19 protein-coding genes are annotated in these 23,999 nt (G+C 70.7%); 5 read left to right on the forward strand and 14 right to left on the reverse strand.

The annotated features are described in order from the left end of the window. Nucleotides 1-67: 67 nt before the first annotated feature. From PV721_RS12070 to PV721_RS12080, 3 genes are all read right to left on the reverse strand, one after another. On the reverse strand, nucleotides 68-1,162 hold the full coding sequence (locus PV721_RS12070; protein WP_319723193.1) for an amidohydrolase family protein: 1,095 nt from the start codon (nucleotides 1,160-1,162) through the stop codon (nucleotides 68-70). A 94-nt stretch (nucleotides 1,163-1,256) separates the two neighbouring features. Next, entirely contained in the window at nucleotides 1,257-1,625 is a 369-nt protein-coding gene (locus tag PV721_RS12075; RefSeq protein WP_416371078.1) for a hypothetical protein, read from the reverse strand. Between the two features lie 15 nt (nucleotides 1,626-1,640). Continuing rightward, a complete protein-coding gene (locus PV721_RS12080; RefSeq protein WP_319723223.1) occupies nucleotides 1,641-2,588 on the reverse strand; it encodes a heme o synthase in 948 nt (315 codons plus the stop codon). 327 nt (nucleotides 2,589-2,915) lie between these two features. On the opposite strand from PV721_RS12080, the gene tkt reads away from it, so the two are divergent. From tkt to pgl, 5 genes are all read left to right on the forward strand, one after another. Further along, complete coding sequence (gene tkt, locus PV721_RS12085) at nucleotides 2,916-5,003, forward strand: transketolase (RefSeq protein WP_319723195.1); 2,088 nt, start codon at nucleotides 2,916-2,918, stop codon at nucleotides 5,001-5,003. A 34-nt stretch (nucleotides 5,004-5,037) separates the two neighbouring features. Next, nucleotides 5,038-6,156, forward strand: coding sequence for a transaldolase (gene tal, locus PV721_RS12090; protein ID WP_319723196.1), 1,119 nt, complete (start codon nucleotides 5,038-5,040; stop codon nucleotides 6,154-6,156). Between the two features lie 5 nt (nucleotides 6,157-6,161). After that, on the forward strand, nucleotides 6,162-7,688 hold the full coding sequence (gene zwf / locus PV721_RS12095) for a glucose-6-phosphate dehydrogenase (protein ID WP_416371079.1): 1,527 nt from the start codon (nucleotides 6,162-6,164) through the stop codon (nucleotides 7,686-7,688). Beyond that, nucleotides 7,685-8,740 carry a glucose-6-phosphate dehydrogenase assembly protein OpcA gene (opcA, locus tag PV721_RS12100; protein ID WP_319723197.1) on the forward strand — a complete coding sequence of 352 codons (1,056 nt, stop codon included), beginning with the start codon at nucleotides 7,685-7,687 and terminating at the stop codon, nucleotides 8,738-8,740. The genes zwf and opcA overlap by 4 nt, the downstream gene beginning before the upstream one ends. Before the next feature lie 142 nt (nucleotides 8,741-8,882). After that, nucleotides 8,883-9,662, forward strand: coding sequence for a 6-phosphogluconolactonase (gene pgl, locus PV721_RS12105; protein WP_319723198.1), 780 nt, complete (start codon nucleotides 8,883-8,885; stop codon nucleotides 9,660-9,662). A gap of 58 nt (nucleotides 9,663-9,720) precedes the next feature. On the opposite strand, the gene pgi is transcribed toward pgl, so the two are convergent. The 11 genes from pgi to uvrC all read right to left on the reverse strand — a co-directional run bounded on the left by pgi (nucleotide 9,721) and on the right by uvrC (nucleotide 23,887). Next, entirely contained in the window at nucleotides 9,721-11,376 is a 1,656-nt protein-coding gene (pgi, locus tag PV721_RS12110) for a glucose-6-phosphate isomerase (RefSeq protein WP_319723227.1), read from the reverse strand. Nucleotides 11,377-11,527: 151 nt separating this feature from the next. Continuing rightward, entirely contained in the window at nucleotides 11,528-11,863 is a 336-nt protein-coding gene (locus tag PV721_RS12115; RefSeq protein ID WP_010352468.1) for an RNA polymerase-binding protein RbpA, read from the reverse strand. Nucleotides 11,864-12,045: 182 nt separating this feature from the next. After that, nucleotides 12,046-12,276: a preprotein translocase subunit SecG gene (gene secG / locus PV721_RS12120; protein ID WP_030388924.1), complete on the reverse strand. Its 231-nt coding sequence runs from the start codon at nucleotides 12,274-12,276 to the stop codon at nucleotides 12,046-12,048. A gap of 130 nt (nucleotides 12,277-12,406) precedes the next feature. After that, on the reverse strand, nucleotides 12,407-13,183 hold the full coding sequence (gene tpiA, locus PV721_RS12125; protein WP_319723230.1) for a triose-phosphate isomerase: 777 nt from the start codon (nucleotides 13,181-13,183) through the stop codon (nucleotides 12,407-12,409). Between the two features lie 18 nt (nucleotides 13,184-13,201). After that, nucleotides 13,202-14,416 carry a phosphoglycerate kinase gene (locus PV721_RS12130; protein WP_319723200.1) on the reverse strand — a complete coding sequence of 405 codons (1,215 nt, stop codon included), beginning with the start codon at nucleotides 14,414-14,416 and terminating at the stop codon, nucleotides 13,202-13,204. A gap of 131 nt (nucleotides 14,417-14,547) precedes the next feature. After that, complete coding sequence (gap, locus tag PV721_RS12135) at nucleotides 14,548-15,555, reverse strand: type I glyceraldehyde-3-phosphate dehydrogenase (RefSeq protein WP_319723202.1); 1,008 nt, start codon at nucleotides 15,553-15,555, stop codon at nucleotides 14,548-14,550. Between the two features lie 209 nt (nucleotides 15,556-15,764). Then, the gene (locus PV721_RS12140; protein ID WP_319723204.1) at nucleotides 15,765-18,725 is read right to left on the reverse strand and encodes a M14 family metallopeptidase; all 2,961 of its coding nucleotides are present in this window, start codon (nucleotides 18,723-18,725) and stop codon (nucleotides 15,765-15,767) included. 142 nt (nucleotides 18,726-18,867) lie between these two features. After that, complete coding sequence (gene whiA / locus PV721_RS12145) at nucleotides 18,868-19,863, reverse strand: DNA-binding protein WhiA (protein WP_030009075.1); 996 nt, start codon at nucleotides 19,861-19,863, stop codon at nucleotides 18,868-18,870. After that, nucleotides 19,854-20,909, reverse strand: coding sequence for a uridine diphosphate-N-acetylglucosamine-binding protein YvcK (locus tag PV721_RS12150; protein WP_319723217.1), 1,056 nt, complete (start codon nucleotides 20,907-20,909; stop codon nucleotides 19,854-19,856). Before PV721_RS12150 ends, whiA begins: the two co-directional genes overlap by 10 nt. Next, the gene (gene rapZ, locus PV721_RS12155; protein WP_030720410.1) at nucleotides 20,906-21,853 is read right to left on the reverse strand and encodes an RNase adapter RapZ; all 948 of its coding nucleotides are present in this window, start codon (nucleotides 21,851-21,853) and stop codon (nucleotides 20,906-20,908) included. The genes PV721_RS12150 and rapZ overlap by 4 nt, the downstream gene beginning before the upstream one ends. A 33-nt stretch (nucleotides 21,854-21,886) precedes the next feature. Beyond that, complete coding sequence (gene uvrC, locus PV721_RS12160) at nucleotides 21,887-23,887, reverse strand: excinuclease ABC subunit UvrC (RefSeq protein ID WP_319723219.1); 2,001 nt, start codon at nucleotides 23,885-23,887, stop codon at nucleotides 21,887-21,889. Nucleotides 23,888-23,999 lie beyond the last annotated feature (112 nt).

Genomic DNA, 23,999 nt, shown 5'->3' on the forward strand with positions numbered 1-23,999 from the left:
ACGAGCCGGGCGGCACGCGAGCTGAGAGGCACGGGCTGAAGAGCGCCTGGGCTGAGGGCCTCCTGGGCTAGGGACCGTCCAGTCGGTAGACGCGGCGGGCGTTGCCCGCCGCGACCATGGCGGCCACGCGCTCCGCGTCCCGCCAGGACCAGGACCCCTCCGCGACCCAGCCGCCCAGCACCCGGCCCAGCGCCTCCCGGAACGCCAGGGCGCCCACCGCGTGCAGTTCCGGCAGCCGCCGCCCGCCGCTGGAGAACAGCAGTTTCCCGAACGGCGCGAGCTCGAGCAGCTCGGCCAGGACCGCTGCGGCCCCCGACCCGGTCCGCCCGAGGGCCGGTCCGGTGTCGGCGTAGACGTGCGGGAAGGCCGCCGCGAGCCGCGCCGCGTGCCGGTGGTGGTGCGTAGGTCCGCCGAGCAGCACCAGCCGCGCGCCCAGGCCCGCGGTGGCCTCTACGAACTCCGTCAGCGGCTCCGGATCGCCCGCGCCCGTGTGCAGCTGGAGCGGCAGCCCGGACGACACCGCGCTCCACAACAGGTGCCGCAGGAGTACGGGGTCCCGTACGGCCCCGCCCCTGGCCCGTCCGGCCAGCCACCGGCCGGCCGCCCCGCGCACCTCGCCCGGACCGGGCGGAACGGGTGCGAGGGCCGGGGTGCCCGCACCGTCGAAGGCGGCCGCGCAGGTGAAGGCGGCGGCCCCGGCGGCGGCGTGGTGGACGGCTTCGGCGAGATTGGCGAGGAAGGCGGACACCGTGCCGGAGGTGTCGGCGACCTGCTCGGCCAGCAACTCCAGCCGGACCGATTCGAAGGCCTCGGCGTCCCCGGAGAGCGCCAGCTCCTTGGGCCCGGTGAGGTCCCCGGCCGCCCCGGTGTCGACGAGGAAGGCGGCGACCCCGGATCCCCTGAGCAGCCGCCGCGCGGACTCGGCCGCGCCCAGCTCGCGCCGCCGGGCCAGATAGCGGGCGGGGGCGGCGTGCGGCTCCAGCCCCAGCAGCGGCGGGCACCAGCGGCGCACCGCGAAACCGGTCTGGGTGTCGAAGAAGGTGGTGCCCGCGGCGGGCGGGGCGGCCGAGCGGACCAGCTGGGCCTCGAAGGTGCCCAGGCCCAGCTCCGTACGGAGTACTCCCTGGCAGTACTGGTCCACCAGGGGCGGCGTTTCGATCATCCGGGCATCCCGTTGCGGACGTGAGGAAGGGGCTTCCACACGTCCTAACGGGTGAGCGGGGTGTGAGGTGTTGCTCGCGCTGTTGACCGAGAACCTAGTTCTCGCGTCCGCCGAGCTGGATGCCGGCCATCCGTGTCCACTCGTAGGGGCCGGTGCGCACGCGCGCCGCGAACTCCCCGTCGAACTCCTCGTGGAGGGTCAGCCCGGCCTTTTCGGCGGCCAGCTGCGCCACCGCGAAGGTCGGCGCCACCAGGTCGCCCCAGCCGCCGTCCGAACCCACGAGCACGATCCGGGTGCCGGCCTGGCCCATGTGGGCGAGCTGGCCCTCGGCGCCGCCGTGCTGCTTGGCGAAGGCGCCGATCTGCTTGGCGAGCTTCGCCGCCGTACGGTCCTGCTTCTTGTCCGCGGCGCCTGCGGTGTCCGCTGCGCCTGCGGTGTCTGCGGTGTCTCCCATGGAGGGCATGCTACCGGCGAGTAATCAGCGGAGGAAGGGATCCACGGCCACTGCCACGAACAGCAGCGACACGTAGGTGATCGACCAGTGGAACAGGCGCATCTCCTTGAGCTTCACGCCCGTCACGCCGGCCTTGGCCCGTGCGTGCAGCGCGTGCGCCTCCCACAGCCACCAGCCGCCCGCCGCCAGCGCGACCGCGGTGTAGAACCAGCCGGTGTAGCCCAGCGGGGTCAGCAGCAGCGAGACCGCCACCATCACCCAGCTGTAGAGGACGATCTGGCGCGCCACGGCCTTGTTGCCCGCCACGACGGGGAGCATCGGCACGCCGGCGCGCGCGTAGTCGTCCTTCACCTTCATCGACAGCGGCCAGTAGTGCGGCGGCGTCCAGAAGAAGATGACGAGGAAGAGGATGACCGCTGCCCAGGAGAGCTCGTTCGTGACCGCGGACCAGCCGATGAGCACCGGCATGCAGCCCGCGATGCCGCCCCACACGATGTTCTGGGCGGTGCGCCGCTTCAGCAGCATCGTGTAGACCACGACGTAGAAGAGGAGCGCCCCGAGCGACAGGGCCGCCGACAGCCAGTTGACGAGCAGGCCGAAGAACAGGGTGGAGACCACCGCGAGCGTGAGGCCGAAGGCCAGGCACTCCCGCGGGCTGACCATCCCGGTCACCAGCGGGCGCTGCGAGGTCCGGTCCATCAGCGCGTCGATGTCGCGGTCGATGTACATGTTCAGCGCGTTGGCGCCGCCCGCGGACAAGTAACCGCCGAAGCAGGTCACGAGGACCAGCCACAGTGACGGCACGCCCTGTTCGGCGAGGAACATCACCGGCACTGTGGTGATCAGCAGAAGTTCGATGATCCGCGGCTTGGTCAATGCCACGAAAGCCATGACGCGGGTCCCGAACGGCCGGTGACCGGGGCTCGTCCCGAGCACCGCCGCTGGACGGGATTCGACGGCCGTCACGCACACCCCTGAGAGAGAATCCAGCAAGCTCCGACTCGGGCCATTCACAACATGAAGGCCCGGTTAAGGCTTGCGCGTACCACGCCACTGTAGACGTTGCACTTACGTCGCCCGGCGCCGGGGTCGCCTCGTGTTGGGCCGATCGGACCGTGCATACCTACGGGGGACGCCGCGGTCCGGGCCCCCGTGCGCGGGTGAACACGGGTCGGCGGCGCGGTGACGGACTGCCTGCACTCGAATAGCTGCACGCCGTTGCGGGGGTAGGCTCGGAATCGCGCCGGTGCACCGTTCGTCACCGGGATTCATACATGTGGAGAGGAGCCCTGACCCACGGTGAGCACCAAGCCGACCACCACAGAGCTCGAGTGGACCGAACTGGACCAGCGGGCCGTCGACACCGCCCGCATCCTGGCCGCCGACGCGGTCCAGAAGGTCGGAAACGGCCACCCCGGTACGGCGATGAGCCTGGCCCCCGCCGCGTACACCCTCTTCCAGAAGGTGATGCGGCACGACCCGGCGGACCCCGAGTGGGTGGGCCGCGACCGCTTCGTGCTCTCCGCGGGGCACTCGTCCCTGACGCTCTACACCCAGCTGTACCTCGGCGGGTTCGGGCTCGAGCTGGACGACCTCAAGGCGTTCCGCACCTGGGGCTCGAAGACCCCCGGCCACCCGGAGTACGGCCACACGGCCGGCGTGGAGACCACCACCGGCCCCCTCGGCCAGGGCGTCGCCAACGCGGTGGGCATGGCCATGGCCGCCCGCTACGAGCGCGGCCTGTTCGACCCGGAGGCCGCCCCGGGCACCTCCCCGTTCGACCACATGGTCTACGCGATCGCGGGCGACGGCTGCCTCCAGGAGGGCATCTCCCACGAGGCGTCCGCGCTGGCCGGCCACCAGAAGCTCGGCAACCTCGTGCTGCTGTGGGACGACAACCACATCTCCATCGAGGGTGACACGGAGACGGCCGTCTCCGAGGACACCATCAAGCGCTACGAGGCGTACGGCTGGCACGTCCAGCGCGTCGCGCAGCAGGAGAACGGCGACCTCGACCCGAAGGCGCTGTTCGCCGCCCTCCAGGCCGCCAAGGCCGAGACCGGGCGCCCGTCCTTCATCGCGGCCCGCTCGATCATCGCCTGGCCCGCCCCGGATGCCCAGAACACCGAGGCGGCGCACGGCTCCGCGCTCGGCGACGACGAGGTCGCGGCCACCAAGCGCGTCCTCGGCTTCGACCCGGAGCAGACCTTCGAGGTCTCCGACGAGGTCATCGCGCACACCCGCAAGGCCCTCGACCGCGGCCGCGAGGCCAAGGCCGCCTGGGAGAAGGACTTCTCCGCCTGGCGCACCGCCAACCCGGAGCGCGCCGCCTCGTTCGACCGCATCAACGCCAACGAGCTGCCCGCGGGCTGGGAGGACGAGCTCCCCGTCTTCGAGGCCGGCAAGGGCGTCGCCACCCGCGCCGCCTCCGGCAAGGTGCTCCAGGCCCTCGGCGCGGTCATCCCGGAGCTGTGGGGCGGCTCGGCCGACCTGGCCGGCTCCAACAACACCACCATCGACAAGAACTCCTCGTTCCTGCCGAAGGACAACCCGCTGCCGGAGGCCGACCCGTACGGCCGCACCATCCACTTCGGCATCCGCGAGCACGCCATGGCCGCGGCCATGAACGGCATCGCCCTGCACGGCCACACCCGTGTCTACGGCGGCACCTTCCTGGTGTTCTCCGACTACATGCGCAACGCCGTGCGCCTGTCGTCCCTGATGCACCTGCCGGTGACCTACGTGTGGACGCACGACTCCGTCGGTCTCGGCGAGGACGGCCCGACCCACCAGCCGGTCGAGCACCTGGCCTCGCTGCGCGCCATCCCGGGCCTGAACGTCGTCCGCCCGGCCGACGCCAACGAGACCGCGATCGCCTGGCGCGAGATCCTCAAGCGCCACACCAAAGTGTTCGGCAAGGGCGCCCCGCACGGTCTGGCGCTCACCCGCCAGGGCGTGCCGACCTACGAGCGCAACGAGGACGCCGCCAAGGGCGGATACGTGCTCTTCGAAGCCGAGGGCGGTCCCGCCCAGGTCGTGCTCATCGGCACCGGCTCCGAGGTCCACCTCGCCGTCGGGGCCCGCGAGCAGCTCCAGGCCGAGGGCGTCCCGACCCGGGTGGTCTCCATGCCGTCCGTCGAGTGGTTCGAGGAGCAGCCGCAGGAATACAAGGACAGCGTCCTGCCCTCCTCGGTGAAGGCCCGCGTCGCGGTCGAGGCCGGCATCGGCCTGACCTGGCACCGGTACGTCGGCGACGCCGGCCGCATCGTGTCGCTGGAGCACTTCGGCGCCTCCGCCGACGCGAAGGTGCTGTTCCGCGAGTTCGGCTTCACCGCCGAGGCCGTGACCGCCGCCGCCAAGGACTCCCTCGCCGCCGCCGCGCGCTGACGCCGGTCCAGAACCAAGTAGGAGATGTAATCCCATGACAGACGCACTCAAGCGCCTCTCCGACGAAGGCGTGGCGATCTGGCTGGACGACCTGTCCCGCAAGCGCATCACGTCCGGCAACCTGGCCGAGCTCATCGACCAGTCGCACGTGGTCGGTGTCACCACCAACCCGGCGATCTTCCAGAAGGCGATCAGCGGCGGCGAGGGCTACGAGCAGCAGCTCACCGACCTCGCGACCCGCAAGGTCACCGTCGAAGAGGCCCTGCGCATGATCACCACGGCGGACGTCCGCGACGCCGCCGACATCCTGCGCCCCGTCTACGACCGCACCGACGGCCAGGACGGCCGCGTGTCGATCGAGGTCGACCCGCGCCTGGCGCACAACACGCCGGCGACCGTCGCCGAGGCCAAGCAGCTGGCCTGGCTGGTGGACCGCCCGAACACGCTCATCAAGATCCCGGCGACCAAGGCCGGCCTGCCGGCGATCACCGAGGTCATCGGCAAGGGCATCAGCGTCAACGTCACGCTGATCTTCTCGCTGGAGCGCTACCGCGAGGTCATGGACGCGTACCTGGCGGGCCTGGAGAAGGCCAAGGCCGCGGGCCTGGACCTGTCCCTGATCCACTCGGTCGCCTCCTTCTTCGTGTCCCGCGTGGACAGCGAGATCGACAAGCGCCTGGACGCCGTGGGCACCGACGAGGCGAAGGCCCTCAAGGGCAAGGCGGCGCTCGCCAACGCGCGTCTGGCCTACGAGGCGTACGAAGAGGTGTTCTCCTCGGACCGCTGGGCCGCCCTGGAGCGCGTCGGAGCCAACAAGCAGCGTCCGCTGTGGGCCTCGACGGGCGTCAAGGACCCGGCGTACAAGGACACCCTTTACGTGGACGACCTGGTCGCCCCGAACACGGTGAACACCATGCCGGAGGCCACCCTGGAGGCCGCCGCCGACCACGGGCAGATCACGGGCGACACCGTGCGCGGCTCCTACGAGCAGGCCCGCGCCGAGCTCGACGCGGTCGCGAAGCTGGGCATTTCGTACGACGATGTGGTGCAGCTGCTCGAGGACGAGGGCGTCGAGAAGTTCGAGGCGTCCTGGAACGACCTGCTGAAGTCGACCGAGGCGGAGCTTGAGCGCCTTGCCCCCACGGAGGCCTGAACACCTTGTCTGTGAACGGAGCGAACCCGCTTCGTGACGCACAGGACCGGCGGCTCCCGCGCATCGCGGGGCCGTCCGGCCTGGTCATTTTCGGCGTTACGGGTGACCTGTCGCGCAAGAAGCTGATGCCTGCCGTCTACGACCTGGCCAATCGCGGCCTGCTCCCGCCCGGCTTCTCGCTGATCGGGTTCGCCCGCCGCGAGTGGGAGCACGAGGACTTCGCCCAGGAGGTGTACGAGGCCGTCAAGGAGCACTCGCGCACCCCGTTCCGGGAAGAGGTCTGGGCGCAGCTGGTGCAGGGCTGCCGATTCGTGCAGGGCGACTTCGACGACGACGCCGCCTTCGAGACCCTGAAGGCGACGATCGACGAGCTGGACAAGGCGCAGGGCACGGGCGGCAACTTCGCCTTCTACCTGTCCGTCCCGCCCAAGTTCTTCCCCAAGGTGGTCCAGCAGCTCAAGGACCACGGCCTGGCGCAGAAGGAAGGCTCCTGGCGGCGCGCCGTCATCGAGAAGCCCTTCGGCCACGACCTGAAGAGCGCCGAGGAGCTCAACAAGGTCGTTCACGAGGTCTTCCCCCGTGACGAGGTCTTCCGGATCGACCACTACCTCGGCAAGGAGACCGTCCAGAACATCCTGGCGCTCCGCTTCGCCAACACCATGTTCGAGCCGATCTGGAACCGGTCGTACGTCGACCACGTGCAGATCACCATGGCCGAGGACATCGGCATCGGCGGCCGGGCCGGGTACTACGACGGCATCGGCGCGGCCCGTGACGTCATCCAGAACCACCTGCTGCAGCTGCTCGCGCTCACCGCGATGGAGGAGCCCGGCTCCTTCCACCCCAAGGCGCTGGTGGCGGAGAAGCTCAAGGTGCTCACCGCCGTGCAGCTGCCCGAGGACCTGGGCAAGCACACGGTGCGCGGCCAGTACGCGGCGGCGTGGCAGGGCGGCGAGAAGGTCGTCGGGTACCTCGAAGAGGACGGCATCGACCCCAAGTCGAAGACCGACACCTACGCGGCCATCCGGCTGGAGATCAACAACCGCCGCTGGGCGGGCGTCCCCTTCTACCTGCGCACCGGCAAGCGCCTGGGCCGCCGGGTGACCGAGATCGCCGTGGTCTTCAAGCGCGCCCCGTACCTGCCGTTCGAGTCGGGCGCGACCGAGGAGCTGGGGCAGAACGCGCTGGTCATCCGGGTCCAGCCGGACGAGGGCGTGACGGTCCGCTTCGGTTCCAAGGTTCCGGGCACCTCGATGGAGGTCCGGGACGTCACGATGGACTTCGCCTACGGCGAGTCCTTCACGGAGTCGAGCCCCGAGGCGTACGAGCGGCTCATCCTCGACGTGCTCCTCGGCGACGCGAACCTCTTCCCGCGTCACCAGGAAGTCGAGCTCTCCTGGAACATCCTCGACCCGATCGAGGAGTACTGGGACAAGCACGGCAAGCCCGCGCAGTACCCGTCGGGCACCTGGGGGCCGGTCGAGGCGGACGAGATGCTCGCACGAGACGGACGGAGCTGGCGCCGGCCATGAAGATCGACCTCACGGAGACCAACTCCAGCAAGATCAATGCCGCGATGGTGCAGGCACGCCGGGACATCGGCACGCCGGCCATCGGCATGGTCCTCACGCTGGTGATCGTGACCGACGAGGAGAACGCGTACGACGCGCTCAAGTCGGCGAACGACGCGTCCCACGAACACCCCTCGCGGATCGTCGTCGTCATCAAGCGGGTCAGCCGCTCCCCCCGCAGCCGCCGCGACGCCCGGCTCGACGCGGAGATCCGCGTCGGGGCGGACTCCGGCAGCGGTGAGACGGTCGTGCTCCGCCTTCACGGCGAACTGGTCGACCACGCCCAGTCGGTGGTTCTCCCCCTGCTCCTGCCGGACGCCCCGGTGGTCGTCTGGTGGCCGGACGGTGCGCCCGCGGACCTGGCGGGCGATCCGCTGGGGACGCTGGGCCAGCGCCGGATCTCGGACACGTACTCCTGCGAGGACCCGACCCGGGAACTCAGCGCCCGGGGGGCGGCGTACGCCCCGGGGGACACGGACCTTTCGTGGACCCGCATCACCCCGTGGCGTTCGATGCTGGCTGCCGCGCTGGACCAGCAGCAGCTGTCGGTCACCTCGGCGATCGTCGAGGGCGAGGACGAGAACCCGAGCTGCGAGCTGCTGGCCATGTGGCTGGCGGACCGGCTCAAGGTCCCGGTCACGCGCACGCTGTCGTCGGGCCCCGGCCTGACGGCGGTACGCCTGTCGACCAAGGACGGCGACATCGTCCTGGACCGCGCGGACGGGGCACTGGCCACGCTGTGCATGCCGGGGCAGCCCGACCGTGCGGTGGCGCTCAAGCGCCGCGACACGGCCGAGCTCCTGGCGGAGGAGCTGCGCCGGCTGGACCCGGACAACACGTACGAGTCCGCGCTGAAGTTCGGCGTGACCAGGCTCCAGCCGTCGGCTCAGCCGGCCCCGGCCAAGCCCGAGGCGGAGGCGAAGCCCGAAGCCCCGGCGAAGCCCGGGGCGGAGGCCGAGCAGGAGCCCCCGAAGCCGGCCGCCAAGCCGTCGAAGAAGGCCGCGAACAAGTAACGGGGCCCTGCGGGGCTCTCCCCCACCCCGCCCTTCCTCCGAGCCCGGTATGGGGAAGGGGCGGGGTGGGGGAAGGGCCCCGCGCAGCGGCACCCGCACCACCGCACCCCGGAACTACACAAAAGGCGGCAACACCATGGGTATGACGACTCCCCAGGTCGTCGTCCACCGGGACAAGGAGCTGATGGCCCAGGCCACCGCGGCCCGGCTCATCACGAAGATCGTGGATGCGCAGGCGGCCCGCGGCACCGCGTCCGTGGTCCTCACCGGCGGACGCAACGGCAACGGCCTCCTCGCGGCACTGGCCACCGCCCCCGCCCGCGACGCCGTCGACTGGGCGCGGCTCGACCTCTGGTGGGGCGACGAGCGGTACGTCCCCGCCGACGACCCCGAGCGCAATCACACCCAGGCCCGCGAGGCCCTCCTGGACTCGGTCCCGGTGGACCCCGCCCGCGTGCACGTGATGCCGGCCTCGGACGGCCCGTACGGGGCCGACGTCGACGCGGCCGCCGCCGCCTACGCGGCCGAGCTGGCGAAGGCGGCCGGCCCCGAGGACCACGGTCCGGTCCCCCGCTTCGACGTGCTGATGCTGGGCGTGGGCCCGGACACGCACGTGGCCTCGCTCTTCCCGGAGCACCCGGCGGCCCGCGAGAGCGAGCGGACGGTGGTCGGCGTCCACGGCGCCCCGAAGCCCCCGCCCACCCGGATCTCGCTGACGCTCCCGGCGATCCGGGCGGCCCGTGAGGTCTGGCTGCTGGCGGCGGGCGAGGACAAGGCCGGTGCGGTGTCCATCGCGCTCGGCGGCGCGGGCGGGGTCCAGGCCCCGGCCGCGGCCGCCTACGGCCGCTCCCGCACCCTGTGGCTGCTGGACCGGGCGGCGGCGGCCAAGCTCCCGACCGGGATGTACCCCCCGGCCTCCTGACCGGTACGACGCGAAGGGCCCGCTCTCCCGAGGAGAGCGGGCCCTCCGTCGTCGGCCGTCAGCTCCGGCCGCGCAGCTTCCGGTACGTGGCCACCAGCGCCTTCGTCGAGGCGTCCAGGCCCGGCACGTCCGCGCCCTCGGTCAGGGCGGGCTCGACGCGCTTGGCGAGCACCTTGCCGAGCTCGACGCCCCACTGGTCGAAGGAGTCGATGTCCCACACCGCGCCCTGGACGAACACCTTGTGCTCGTACAGCGCGATCAGCTGGCCCAGCACCCCCGGGGTGAGCTCGGTCGCCAGGATCGTGGTCGTCGGGTGGTTGCCGTGGAAGGTCTTGTGCGGGACCAGCGACTCCGGCGCCCCCTCGGCGCGCACCTCGTCGGCCGTCTTGCCGAAGGCCAGCGCCTGGGTCTGCGCGAAGAAGTTGGCCATGAGCAGGTCGTGCTGGGCCGCCGGGGCCGCCTCCAGCTCGGCCACCGGCTTCGCGAAGCCGATGAAGTCCGCGGGGATCACCTTCGTCCCCTGGTGGATCAGCTGGTAGTAGGCGTGCTGCCCGTTGGTGCCGGGCGTGCCCCAGACCACCGGGCCGGTCTGCCACTCGACCGGATTGCCGTCGCGGTCCACGGACTTGCCGTTGGACTCCATGTCCAGCTGCTGCAAGTACGCGGTGAAGCGCGAGAGGTAGTGGCTGTACGGGAGCACCGCGTGCGACTGCGCGTCGAAGAAGGCGCCGTACCAGATCCCCAACAGGCCCATCAGGAGCGGGGCGTTCTCCTCCGCCGGTGCCGTGCGGAAGTGCTGGTCCATCAGACGGAAACCGGCCAGCATGTCACGGAAGGCGCCCGGGCCGATCGCGATCATCAGGGAGAGGCCGATGGCCGAGTCGAAGGAGTAGCGGCCGCCGACCCAGTCCCAGAACTCGAACATGTTGGCCGGATCGATGCCGAAGTCGGTGACCTTCTCGGCGTTGGTCGACAGAGCGACGAAGTGCCGTGCCACGGCCTTCTGGTCGCCGCCGAGGCCCGCCAGCAGCCAGCCGCGCGCCGAGGTGGCGTTGGTGATGGTCTCGATGGTGGTGAAGGTCTTGGAGGCGATGATGAACAGCGTCTCGGCCGGGTCCAGGTCCCGCACGGCCTCGTGGAGGTCCGCGCCGTCGACGTTGGACACGAAGCGCACGGTCAGGCCGCGGTCGGCGAAGGCGCGCAGGGCGTCGTACGCCATGGCCGGACCGAGGTCGGAGCCGCCGATGCCGATGTTGACGACGTTCTTGATGCGCTTGCCGGTGAAGCCGGTCCACTCCCCCGACCTGACCTGGTCGGCGAAGGCGGCCATCTTGTCCAGGACGGCGTGCACGCCGGGGACCACGTCCTCGCCGTCCACCTCGACGACGACGTCCCTCGGCGCGCGCAGGGCGGTGTGCAGCACCGCCCGGTCCTCGGTCGTGTTGATCTTGTCGCCGCGGAACATCGCCTCGCGCAGCTCGGCCACGCCCGTGGCCGCGGCCAGCTCGCGGAGCAGCGCGAGCGTCTCGTCGGTGACGAGGTGCTTCGAGTAGTCGATGTACAGGTCCCCGACCCGCAGGGTGTAGCCGGCGCCGCGGCCGGGATTCTCCTCGAACAGCTCCCGCAGATGCGTCTGCCCGAATTCCTCCCGGTGCTTGCCCAGTGCAAGCCACTCGGGCGTCCGGTTGACCTTCGTACCGCTGCCTGCGTTCATCTCGGACATCAACCCGTTTCTTCCGTCCTGTCGTGCCCCGCCGTTCTCCAACTTAAGGGATCAGAAGCGGCTCAACGCACACAAAGAGGCCCGGCCCCGCAGGAGATGATTCCTGCGGAGCCGGGCCTCACGTCACACACTTGGGGCGGTGTCAGATCTCGCCGCGGAGTTTGGCGAGCGCCTCGGCGAGGATCGCCTCGCCGTCGGCGTCCGAGCGCCGTTCCCGTACGTACGCCAGGTGCGTCTTGTACGGTTCGGTGCGCGGCGGCGCGGGCGGGTTGTCCCGGTCCTGGCCGGCCGGGAACCCGCAGCGCGGGCAGTCCCAAGTGTCCGGCACCTGTGCATCGCTGGCGAAGCTCGGCTGCGTCTCGTGCCCGTTCGAGCACCAGAAGGAGATGCGCAGGCGGGGCGCGGACTCGCCGCGCTCTGCCTCACCCATCGGCCCCGCTCCGACCCGGCTACCACGGATCGCGTTGCCACTTGCCACGGTCGTAACTCCCTGCGTGATGGTGCCGCGGAGTGTGAGTGGAATTTCCGCCGCGGAGCGCCCAAGTCTACGTAAGGCCCAACGCACGTCCAGTGAGCGGAGTTACTGATTCCGCGCTGTGAACGCCGGACCTCATGATAGGCCGGGCACCACCGACAGGACTGCCGGAATGGCCAGAACGGTCAGCTGCTCGACTTCATCAGCAGACCGAGCGCGACGATGCACGCGAACCACAGCAGACCCACGACGACGGTGATGCGGTCCAGGTTGCGCTCCGCGACGGAGGAACCGCCGACCGACGACTGCATTCCGCCGCCGAACATGTCGGAGAGGCCGCCGCCCTTGCCCTTGTGCATCAGCACGAGCAGCATCAGCAGGGCGCTGAAGACGATCAGGGCGATCGAGAACCCCATAATCACGGCTGATTCCTACTTTCTGGCTTTTTCAGGCTTTCCGGCTTTGCGGGATGTGCGCGGGGGCCGGGGGCTGATGGCTCAGCCCCCGGCCCCCGCAAGGGTACGACGGATCGGCCCTACCGCATACTCACTGGTCGCGGAAGCGGACGATCTTGACGAACTCCTCCGCGTCCAGCGCCGCGCCGCCGATCAGGGCGCCGTCGACGTCGGGCTGGGCCATGATCGCCGCGATGTTCCCGGACTTCACGGAGCCGCCGTACTGGATGCGGACCTTGTCGGCCAGCTCCTGCGAGTACAGCTCCGCGAGGCGGGTGCGGATCGCCCCGCAGACCTCCTGCGCGTCGTCGGGGGTGGCGACCTCGCCGGTGCCGATGGCCCAGACGGGCTCGTAGGCGATCACGATGGACTCGACCTGCTCGGCCGGGACGTCCTTGAGGCCGCCGTCGAGCTGGCTCAGCGTGTACGGGACCTGCTGGCCGGCCTTGCGGACGTCCAGACCCTCGCCGACGCACAGGATCGGGGTGATCCCGTGCCGGTAGGCGGCCTTGACCTTGGCGTTGCAGATCTCGTCCGTCTCGCCGTGGTACTGGCGGCGCTCGCTGTGGCCGACGGCCACGTACGTGCACTTCAGCTTCGCCAGCATGGAGCCGGAGATCTCACCGGTGTAGGCGCCGGAGTCCTGCGCGGAGAGGTCCTGGGCGCCGTACTTGATCTTCAGCTTGTCGCCGTCGACCAGGGTCTGGACCGAGCGCAGGTCGACGAAGGGCGGCAGGACCGCGACCTCGACGGCGTCGTAGTCCTTGTCGGCGAGCGCGAAGGCGAGCTTCTGGACGTGGGCGATGGCCTCGAGGTGGTTGAGGTTCATCTTCCAGTTGCCCGCCATCAGCGGGGTACGGCCGTTCACAGCGTCAGACATAAGGGGTCAGCCCTCCAGGGCGGCGAGGCCGGGGAGCGTCTTGCCCTCGAGGTATTCGAGGGAGGCGCCGCCACCGGTCGAGATGTGGCCGAAAGCATTCTCGTCGAAGCCGAGGATGCGGACCGCGGCGGCGCTGTCTCCGCCGCCGACGACGGTGAAGGCGCTGCTGTCGAGCAGTGCCTGGGCGATGGCCGTGGTACCGCCGGCGTAGTCGGGGTGCTCGAAGACGCCGACGGGGCCGTTCCAGAAGACGGTCTTGGCATCGGCGATCTTCGACGCGTACAGCTCGCGCGTCCTGGGGCCGATGTCCAGGCCCTCCTTATCGGCGGGGATCTTGTCCGCGTCCACGGTCTCGAACTCGGCCGGGGTCTTGCCCTTGAGGTCCGGGAAGTCCGGGGAGACCAGCACGTCGACCGGGAGGACCAGCTCGACGCCGGTCTTCTCGGCGCGCTCCATGTACTCCTTGACCTTGTCCACCTGGTCCTTCTGGAGCAGGGAGATGCCGACCTCGTAGCCCTTGGCGTAGAGGAAGGTGTAGGCCATGCCGCCGCCGATGAGGATGCGGTCGGCCTTGCCGAGCAGCTCGTCGATGACGGCCAGCTTGTCGGAGACCTTGGCGCCGCCGAGGACCACGACGTACGGGCGCTCGACCTCGGCGGTGAGCTTCTTCAGGACGCCGACCTCGGTGGCGATGAGGTAGCCGGCCGCGTGCGGGAGGCGCGCGGGCAGGTCGAAGACCGAGGCGTGCTTGCGGTGGACGGCGCCGAAGCCGTCGCCGACGTAGACGTCGGCGAGCCCGGCGAGCTGGTCCGCGAACGCGCCGCGCTCGGCGTCGTCCTTCGAGGTCTCACCGGCGTTGAAGCGCAGGTTCTCGATGACGGCCACCTGGCCGTCGGCGAGGGCCGCGACGGTCTCCTTGGCGGAGGCGCCGACGGTGTCGGTGGCGAAGGCGACGTCCGCACCGAGCAGTTCACCGAGGCGCGTGGCGGCGGGGGCGAGCGAGAAGGCCGGCTCCACGCCGGTTCCCTTGGGCCGGCCCAGGTGCGAGGCCACGATGACGCGGGCGCCGGCGGCGGCGAGCTTCGCGATCGTGGGCTGGACGGCGCGGATGCGGCCGTCGTCGGTGATGGTGCCTTCGGCCAGCGGGACGTTCAGGTCCGCGCGGACGAAGACCCGCTTGCCCTTGACGCCCTCGGCGAGGAGTTCATCGATCGTCTTCATGTGTACCTACTCCTTTGTGCCCTTCACTCGAAGGGCGAGGAAGGGAGAACGAGGCAAGCAACAGGGCCCGTGCGGCGCTTCGTCGCGCTGCTCGGACCCTGTGCTCACATCGTGGTGCCTTGCCTACGTGCTTAGAGCTGACCGCCGACGAAGACGGTGAGGTCGACGAGACGGTTGGAGTAGCCCCACTCGTTGTCGTACCAGCCGACGACCTTAACCTGCGTGCCTTCCTGGACCATGGTCAGGGAGGAGTCGAAGGTGCAGGACGCGGGCCAGTTCACGATGTCGGAAGAGACGATCGCGTCCTCGGTGTAGTCGAGGATGCCCTTGAGCTGCCCCTCGGCGGCCTTCTGGAAGGCCGCGTTGATCTCTTCCACGGTGGTCTCGCGGGAGAGCTCCAGGACCAGGTCGGTGACCGAACCGGTCGGAACCGGGACGCGCATGGCGATGCCGTCCAGCTTGCCCTTGAGCTGCGGCAGGACCAGAGCGGTGGCCTTGGCGGCACCGGTGGAGGTCGGGATGATGTTCTCGGCGGCGGCGCGGGCACGGCGCAGGTCCGAGTGCGGGAAGTCCAGGATGCGCTGGTCGTTCGTGTACGCGTGGACCGTCGTCATCATGCCCTTGACGATGCCGAAGTTCTCGTCGAGGACCTTGGCCATCGGCGCCACGCAGTTGGTGGTGCAGGAGGCGTTGGAGATGACGTGGTGGTTGGCCGCGTCGTACTTGTCCTGGTTGACGCCCATCACGATGGTGATGTCCTCGTCCTTGGCCGGAGCCGAGATGAGGACCTTCTTCGCACCGGCCGCGATGTGCTTGGCGGCGTCGGCCTTCTTGGTGAAGATGCCGGTCGACTCGATGACGATGTCGGCGCCCAGCTCACCCCAGGGGAGGTTCGCGGGGTCGCGCTCGGCGAAGGTCTTGAACGTCTGGCCACCGACGGTGATGCTGTCGTCGGTGTGGCTGACCTCGTGCTTCAGCCGGCCCAGGATGGTGTCGTACTTGAGCAGATGCACCAGGGTCGCGTTGTCAGTCAGGTCGTTGACACCGACGATCTCGATGTCCGCTCCCTGCTCCAGGAGCGCCCGGAAATAGTTACGGCCAATGCGGCCAAAACCGTTGATGCCTACGCGGATCGTCACGAACCGATCTCCTCGTTGGTGCGCCGGTTAGTGCGCCGGCGAGCTGAAATGGGATGTCCCCGACCGCTTACGACCCTACCTCTCCGTGAGCTTTTGGGTGACATCGGTCGGGGCCTGACACGCCCCCCGGTCCCGTACCTGACGCTCCGGAACCGGACCGGGGGACTTTGGTCCTTGTCACTCAGGGTGAGTGGTGAAGGGGCCGCTGATCAGCGGTTCAGCGTGCGCAGTGCCTTACCGACGAGTAGCGCGCGATCCGCCGCGGCGGGCACGTGCTCCAGGCCGAAGCCGAGCAGGACGGTGTCACGGGTGGTGATCGCCGCGAAGGACTTGAACAGCTCGCCGGACCGGGACCAATCGCCGGGAACTTCGGGGCTTCCGGCGGGTGCGCCCTGAGCCGTCCAGACGCCGAGCGAGGACTCGAAGCCCTCGACGGCCCGGTCCGCTCCGCCGACGGACAGGCGCGCCTCGTCCGCGAAGACGCCGCGGCCGCCCGAGCCCGGGTCGGTGATGTAGGAGAGCGAGACCTCGACGGTCTTGCCCGCGTACGCGCTCAGGTCGAAGGAGACCTGCTTCCAGCCGCCGGAGGAACCGGTGAAGCTGTTCCACGCGCCGCTGGTGCCCTGCGCGGTGCAGCCGCCGGAGTCCAGGGTGAGGTAGCGGCGGAGGAAGGGGTGGCCGTTCATGAAGAACCCGGCCGCGCACTCCTCCGGCACCGCGGTGCTGCTCAGGCCGCCCGCGTCCGGCAGCGTCGTCCAGTCGTCGCCGCCGGCCGTACGGGCCTCCAGCGCGGCGTGGTCGTAGCCCTCCTCGACGTTCCAGTTGAGGGCGAGCTTCAGTTGCGGCTGGTCGGCCGCGGTGACGCCGGTGAGGTCGATCGTGCGGACGAGGCGCTTCCAGTCGTCGTCCGCGTGCAGGGCCGAGGCCATCCCGGTGCCCGCGTAGGGGGCGTACGGGTTCACGACCCCGGTGAACTGGCCCGCCTGGGCGCTCTTGAACTGCGGGAACTGCGCGGGGGCCAGGGTGTCGGAGGTGACCGTGTAGGCCCCCGGGGCGTTGAGCGGGTTGCCCGCGGCGTCGCCGAGGCCGCCCTTCGCCCCGCTCAGGGAGCCGGCGCCGGTGAAGCCGCCGGCACCGGGAGTGCTGGTACGGCTGTACGCGCCGAGCCAGTACTGGCTGAAGTCGTTGGTCACGGCGCGGCCGACCTGGGCGTTGCCGCCCGCCAGCTCACCGGCCTCGATCAGCTTGCCGCCCTCGTTCAGGAAGTCGCGCACCGCCAGCTGGGTGTCGCCGCCCGGGGACTTGCCCCCGGTGTAGTGAACGGCCGTACGGAAGTGCGAGAGCACGCCCAGGTGGTGCGGGGCGCCCTGGGCCGCCACGTCCCAGACCGCCGCGGACTTCCCGTTGGCGCGCAGGGCGTCGACGTAGCTCTGGGCGTGCTGGGCCTTGGCCCCCTCCTCGGCGATCACCAGGACGTCCGCGCGCGGCCGTTCGGCCACCGTGTAGGTGAAGTGCTCGCTGGAGACGCTCTTGCCGGAGCGGTCCCGGCCGGTGAACCAGACCTCCACCTTGTCGCCGGGCTTCGCGCCGTCCACCTTGGCGCGGTACTCGTCGAACCAGTTGTTGTCCTCGCCGCCGTAGACCTCGCCGCCCTTCCAGGCCTTGAGGTCCTCGTCGTGGGTGCGGCCGCCGTTGATCCGGAAGTTGAGCTCCTTGTCCTTCAGCGCCTTACGGGCCGTGACGGAGACCGTCTGGTCCTCGCCGCGGGCCACGTAGGAGGTGGTGAAGGGGTCGAGGGTGAAGTCCGCGGCGCTCAGGCCCACGGAGGACACCGGGCGGTCCGGCTGCGCGGCGCTCTCGCCCACCGAGAGGGCGAAGGGGACGTTCTTGGCGAACTCCGCCTGGATGAGTTTCTCGTCGTCCGGGAAGTTGAAGCCGGAGGCGCAGTCCTCGGGCTTCCACTGGTCGTTCGGGTCGGCCGCCGAGGCGGTCTGGCAGGTGGTCATCTCCGGCGTGAACATCATGATGCCGTTGACGTTGGAGGCGTGGCCGTCGGCCTCGCCGTTCGTGGTGTAGAGCTCGGAGGAGACCTGCGGGTAGTAGCCCGGGACCGCGGGGTTCTCCGGGGTGCCGGCGAGCGCCTCGTAGGCGACGTCGTCGGGGGTGGGGGTGGCCACCTGCCAGCCCACGCCGTAGAGCAGCAGCTCGGCGGCGGAGTGGTAGTTGATGGCGTAGTCGAAGCCGATGCGCTTCTCGAAGGCGTCGAGGGCGGCGGTCTCCGGCTCGGAGGAGGCCTTCGGGCCACGGTAGGTCTCGCTCGCCTGGTTCGGCGAGGAACCCTCGTTGTCGTAGCCCCACTTGAAGGCGAAGTTGCGGTTGAGGTCGATCCCGTCGCCCGCACTGGTCTTGCCGTCGCCGTTGTTGTCGCGCAGGTTCTTGCGCCACAGCCGCTCGCCGTCGGGCGCGTGCGTGAAGTCGTACCCGTCCGGGTTGGCGGAGAGCAGGAACCACAGCTCGGTCGAGTCCACCAGCTTGGTGATCCGCTGGTCCTTGCCGTAGCTGTCGATCGTGTGGTGCATCAGCCGCCGGGTCATCTCGGGGGTGATCCACTCACGGGCGTGCTGGTTGGACATGTAGAGCACGGAGGGCTTGTCGCCGTCCTTGGTCTTCTTGGCGTTCTTGCTGACCTTGAGGGCGAGGATGTCCTTGCCCTGGACGGTCTTGCCGATGGAGACGACCTTGGTGAGCGCCGGGTTCTCCTGCGCCGTGCGCAGGATCTCCTCCTGGAGGCCGCCCTTGCCGCTGTACGGGCGGAACACGCCGTCGCCCGCCGCCTTGGCGCGGGCCAGCCCCTGGGCCCCGATCCTGCGCTCGGCGAGCTTGACGCCCTGGGCGGCGAGCTCCTTGGCCTGACCGCCGGTGAGGAAGAGCTCGACCCGCGCGGTCCCGGTCTCCGGGGCGCGCTCGCTGAGCTCGTGGGCGTCCTGGCCGGCGGCGAGGACGAGCGGGACCTGTTCCCGGGTGATCTCGGCGTCGTAGACCCGCACCTCGTCGGCGCCGGGTGCGGTGCCGGAGCCGGGCCGGGCCTGGGCCGCCACGGGTAGTGCGGCGAGTGTGCTTGCGAAGACGAGTGCGCTTGCGGCGAGGATCGATCTCGCGCGGTGCCTCATATGCCCCCCTGGGCGTCGTCTGCCACGAAAGCTTCGGACGCCAGACTCAAGACCGGCCCATGCTCATGTCAATGGGGCCTACGGCAAAGGGGCCCGCACGAGTGATCGCACGGACCCCTTTGCCGTACAAGGGGATCAGCGGCTAACCGGCCATGTTGTCGGCCATCTCCTCGCTGAGGTCGAGGTTCGACTCGGTGCCCGGGATGCCGAGGTCCTGGGCGCGCTTGTCGGCCATCGCCAGCAGGCGGCGGATCCGGCCCGCGACCGCGTCCTTGGTCAGCGGCGGGTCGGCGAGCGCGCCGAGCTCCTCCAGGGAGGCCTGCTTGTGCTCCATGCGCAGCCGGCCGGCCGCGGCGAGGTGCTCGGGGACCTCCTCGCCGAGGATCTCCAGCGCGCGCTGCACGCGGGCTCCGGCGGCCACCGCGGCCCGCGCCGAGCGGCGCAGGTTGGCGTCGTCGAAGTTGGCGAGGCGGTTGGCGGTGGCGCGGACCTCGCGCCGCATCCGCCGCTCCTCCCAGGCCAGCACCGACTCGTGGGCGCCGAGGCGGGTCAGCAGGGCGCCGATCGCGTCGCCGTCGCGGACCACGACCCGGTCGACGCCGCGCACCTCGCGCGCCTTCGCGGCGATGGAGAGCCTGCGGGCGGCGCCCACCAGGGCCAGGGCGGCCTCCGGGCCGGGGCAGGTGACCTCCAGGGAGGAGGACCGGCCCGGCTCGGTGAGCGAGCCGTGGGCCAGGAAGGCGCCGCGCCACGCCGCCTCGGCGTCACAGGTGGCCCCGGAGACCACCTGCGGGGGAAGACCCCGGATGGGGCGGCCGCGGCCGTCCACGAGGCCCGTCTGGCGCGCCAGCTGGTCGCCGCCGGCCACGACGCGGACCACGTAGCGGCTGCCGCGGCGCAGTCCGCCGGGGGCCATCACCACCAGGTCCGAGGAATGGCCGAAGATCTCCAGGATGTCCTTGCGCAGGCGTCTTGCCGCGATCCCGGTGTCGAGCTCCGCCTCGATGACGATGCGGCCGCTCACCAGGTGCAGGCCGCCCGCGAACCGAAGGATCGCCGAGACCTCCGCCTTCCTGCAGCAGGTCCGGGTGACGGGGAGGCGGGAGATCTCATCCTTCACCGCGGGCGTCATCGCCATGGGCCGATCCTTCCATGCATCCGAAAAATACGGTCGTACGCGGCGGCCAGCAGCTCCGGGTCGTGCTTCGGAGAACCGTCCTGCCTGGCCACGGGGGCCAGCTCGACCGCGGCACCGAACCGTTTCGCGGCATCGGAGAGGGACTCGCGGTCGGGTACGGCGGCCTCGTCGGCCAGCACCACGTCCAGGGCGAGTTTAGGGGCGTGTCGGGCCAAAACCTCCAAATGACGCTGCGGAGAGAAGCCCTCTGTTTCGCCGGGCTGCGGCGCGAGGTTCAGAGAGAGGACCCGCCGGGCCTTCGTCTCGACCAGCGCGTCGAGCAGTTCCGGCACCAGCAGGTGCGGAATGACGGAGGAGAACCAGGACCCCGGGCCGAGCACCACCCAGTCGGCGTCCAGCACCGCCGCCACGGCCTCCGGCACGGCCGGCGGGTCGCTCGGCACCACCTGTACGGAGAGCACCTCGCCCGGGGTCAGGGCCACGGTGGCCTGCCCGCGGACGGTGTCCACGTCCTCGGGGCGGGCCGGGTCGTGCCCCCTGACCAGGGCCTGCAGCTCCAGCGGCACCGCCGACATCGGCAGCACCCGGCCCTGGGCGCCGAGCAGCCTGCCCACCAGGTCGAGGGCCTGGACGGGGTCGCCGAGCTGTTCCCACAGGGCGACGATCAGCAGGTTGCCGACGGCGTGCCCGTGCAGGTCGCCCTCGGACTGGAAGCGGTGCTGGATGACCCGGGCCCAGGTCTGGCCCCAGTCGTCGTCCCCGCACAGCGCGGCCAGCGCCTTGCGCAGGTCGCCGGGCGGCAGCACGCCGAGCTCCTCCCGGAGCCGGCCGCTGGAGCCGCCGTCGTCGGCGACGGTGACCACGGCGGTGAGGTCACCGGTGATCCGGCGCAGGGCGGCGAGGGAGGCCGACAGGCCCTGGCCGCCGCCGAGCGCGACCACCTTGGGCGCGGCGCCGCGCCGGCGGCCGGAGCGGCCCGCGCCGTCCTCGCCCCGTCCCGGGGTGAGGCGGCGCAGACGGCTCAGGCGCGGGGTCCGTGCGGTCACTCGCGCCCCATGTCCCTGTGGACGACGACGGTCTCGACTCCCTCGGAGGCGAGGCGGGCGGCGAGCTTCTCGGACATGGCCACGCTGCGGTGCTTGCCGCCCGTGCACCCGACCGCGATGGTCACGTACCGCTTGCCCTCGCGGCGGTAGCCGGTCGCGATGAGCTGCAGCAGCTCGGTGTAGCGGTCGAGGAACTCCTTGGCGCCGGGCTGGCTGAAGACGTACCCCGACACCTCCTCGTTGAGCCCGGTGAAGGGGCGCAGCTCCGGGACCCAGTGCGGGTTCGGGATGAAGCGGCAGTCGACGACCAGGTCGGCGTCGACGGGGAGGCCGTACTTGTAGCCGAAGGACATGACGGTGGCCCGCAGCTCGGGCTCCTCGTCCCCCGCGAACTGGGCGTCCATCTTGGCGCGCAGCTCGTGCACGTTGAGGCTGGAGGTGTCGATCACCAGGTCGGCGTCGCCGCGCAGCTCGCGCAGCAGGTCCCGCTCGGCGGCGATGCCGTCGGTGATGCGGCCGTCGCCCTGGAGCGGGTGCGGGCGGCGGACCGACTCGAAGCGCCGGACCAGGGCGTCGTCGGAGGACTCCAGGAAGACGATGCGCCGGGTGACGCCCTTGCTGTCGAGGTCGGCGAGGGACTCGCGCAGGGCGTCGAAGAACTGGCGGCCGCGGACGTCGACGACGACGGCGATCCGCGCCACGTTGCCCTGCGAGCGGGCACCGAGCTCCACCATGGTGGGGATCAGTGCCGGCGGAAGGTTGTCGACGACGAACCAGCCGAGGTCTTCCAGACACTTGGCCGCCGTGCTGCGGCCGGCCCCGGACATGCCGGAGATGATCACCAGCTCGGGGATGGCCGCCTCGGCGGTCTCGCCGGGCTCCACTGTCGTGCCCGTACTCACCTGTGCTCCGTCTCGGTCGTGCGTGGTCTCGTGCTCGGTCATTGCTCGGTCCCCCGTTCGGACGATGGCTCCCGGCTACTGCCGGGAGGTGCCCCCACCCGCGGGGGCGGGGTTCTCATCCTCAATGATCTCTCCTGTGGCCGTGTTGACGGCAGGGCCGGCGGGGACCGCCCGGGCGAGGGCCGCGGCCACGGTCTCGGCCGTCTTCCGTCCTATGCCCGGGACCTCGCAGATCTGGTCGATTGTCGCCTGTCTCAGCTTCTTCACGGAACCGAAGTGCTTGACCAGGGCCTGTTTGCGGCTCTCGCCGAGGCCGGGCACCTCGTCCAGCGGGCCCGACTTCAGGCGCTTGCCGCGCTTGTTGCGCTGGTACTGGATGGCGAAACGGTGGGCTTCGTCACGCACCCGCTGGAGCAGGTAGAGGCCCTCGCTGGTGCGGGGCAGCACGACCGGGTCGTCCTCGCCGGGAAGCCAGACCTCCTCCAGCCGCTTGGCCAGGCCGCACACGGCGACGTCGTCCACACCGAGCTCCTCCAGGGCCCGCTTGGCGGCAGCGACCTGCGGCTGCCCGCCGTCGACCACCACGAGCTGGGGCGGGTACGCGAAGCGCCTGGGCCGCCCGTCGTCCTCGGGCACCGCGCCCTCGCCCTCCTCGGCCTCCCACTCGCCCGTCTTCAGCTTCTCCTGGAGGTAGCGGCGGAAGCGCCGCGAGACCACCTCGTGCATGGAGCGGACGTCGTCCTGCCCCTCGAACGTCTTGATCTGGAAGCGCCGGTACTCGCTCTTGCGGGCCAGCCCGTCCTCGAACACCACCATCGACGCGACGACGTCGTCACCCTGCAGGTGGGAGATGTCGAAGCATTCGATGCGCAGCGGGGCGCCGTCGAGCTCCAGGGCCTCGGCGATCTCCTCCAGGGCCCGGGAGCGGGTGGTGAGGTCGCTGGCGCGCTTGGTCTTGTGCAGGGCGAGGGACTGCTGCGCGTTGCGGTGGACGGTCTCCATCAGGGCCTTCTTGTCGCCGCGCTGCGGTATCCGCAGGCTGACCTGGGACCCCCGGCGGTCGGCGAGCCACTGGCTGAGCGCGGGCGTGTCCTCCGGCAGCGCGGGGACGAGCACCTCCTTGGGGACGGCCTCGCCCTTCTCCTCGCCGTACAGCTGCTGGAGGGCGTGCTCGACGAGCCCCGCGGTGTCGACGGCCTCCACCTTGTCGGTGACCCAGCCGCGCTGGCCGCGGACGCGGCCGCCGCGCACGTGGAAGATCTGCACCGCCGCTTCGAGCTCGTCCTCGGCGACCGCCATCAGGTCGGCGTCGGTGGCGTCGGCCAGCACGACGGCGTTCTTCTCCATGGCACGGCGCAGCGCCCCCATGTCGTCGCGCAGCCGGGCGGCCTTCTCGTACTCCATCTCCTCGGCGGCCTCGTGCATCTCCTTCTCCAGGCGGGAGAGGTACGTCCCCGTCCGCCCGGCCATGAAGTCGCAGAAGTCCTCGGCCAGTTCGCGGTGCTCCTCGGGGGTGACCCGGCCGACGCAGGGCGCGGAGCACTTGCCGATGTAGCCGAGCAGGCAGGGGCGGCCGATCTGGGCGGAGCGCTTGAAGACTCCGGCGGAGCAGGTCCGTACCGGGAACACGCGGAGCATCAGGTCGACGGTCTCTCGGATCGCCCAGGCGTGCCCGTACGGACCGAAGTAGCGCACGCCCTTCTTCTTGGGCCCCCGCATGACCTGGACCCGGGGGTATTCCTCGTTCATCGTCACGGCGAGGGAGGGGTAGCTCTTGTCGTCCCGGTACTTGACGTTGAACCGGGGGTCGAACTCCTTGATCCACGAGTACTCCAGCTGGAGCGCCTCGACCTCGGTGGACACCACGGTCCACTCGACGGAGGCGGCCGTGGTCACCATGGTGGCCGTACGGGGATGCAGGCCGGCCACGTCCTGGAAGTAATTGGCCAGGCGCTGGCGCAGGCTCTTGGCCTTCCCGACGTAGATCACCCGGCGGTGCTCGTCGCGGAATCTGTAGACCCCCGGGGAGTCGGGGATCTGTCCCGGCTGGGGGCGGTAGCTGGAAGGGTCGGCCATGCCAACCACCCTACTGGCGCGGTCCGACAACCGACCGCAGGCCTCCGGCCCGGTGCGCGGCCCGGGGGCCCCGCCGCGCACCGGGCCGGAGGCCTGCGGTCGGTTGTCGGAC

The sequence above is a fragment of the Streptomyces sp. MB09-01 genome (genome assembly GCF_033794505.1).
In the GTDB taxonomy this organism is placed as follows: Bacteria; Actinomycetota; Actinomycetes; order Streptomycetales; family Streptomycetaceae; genus Streptomyces.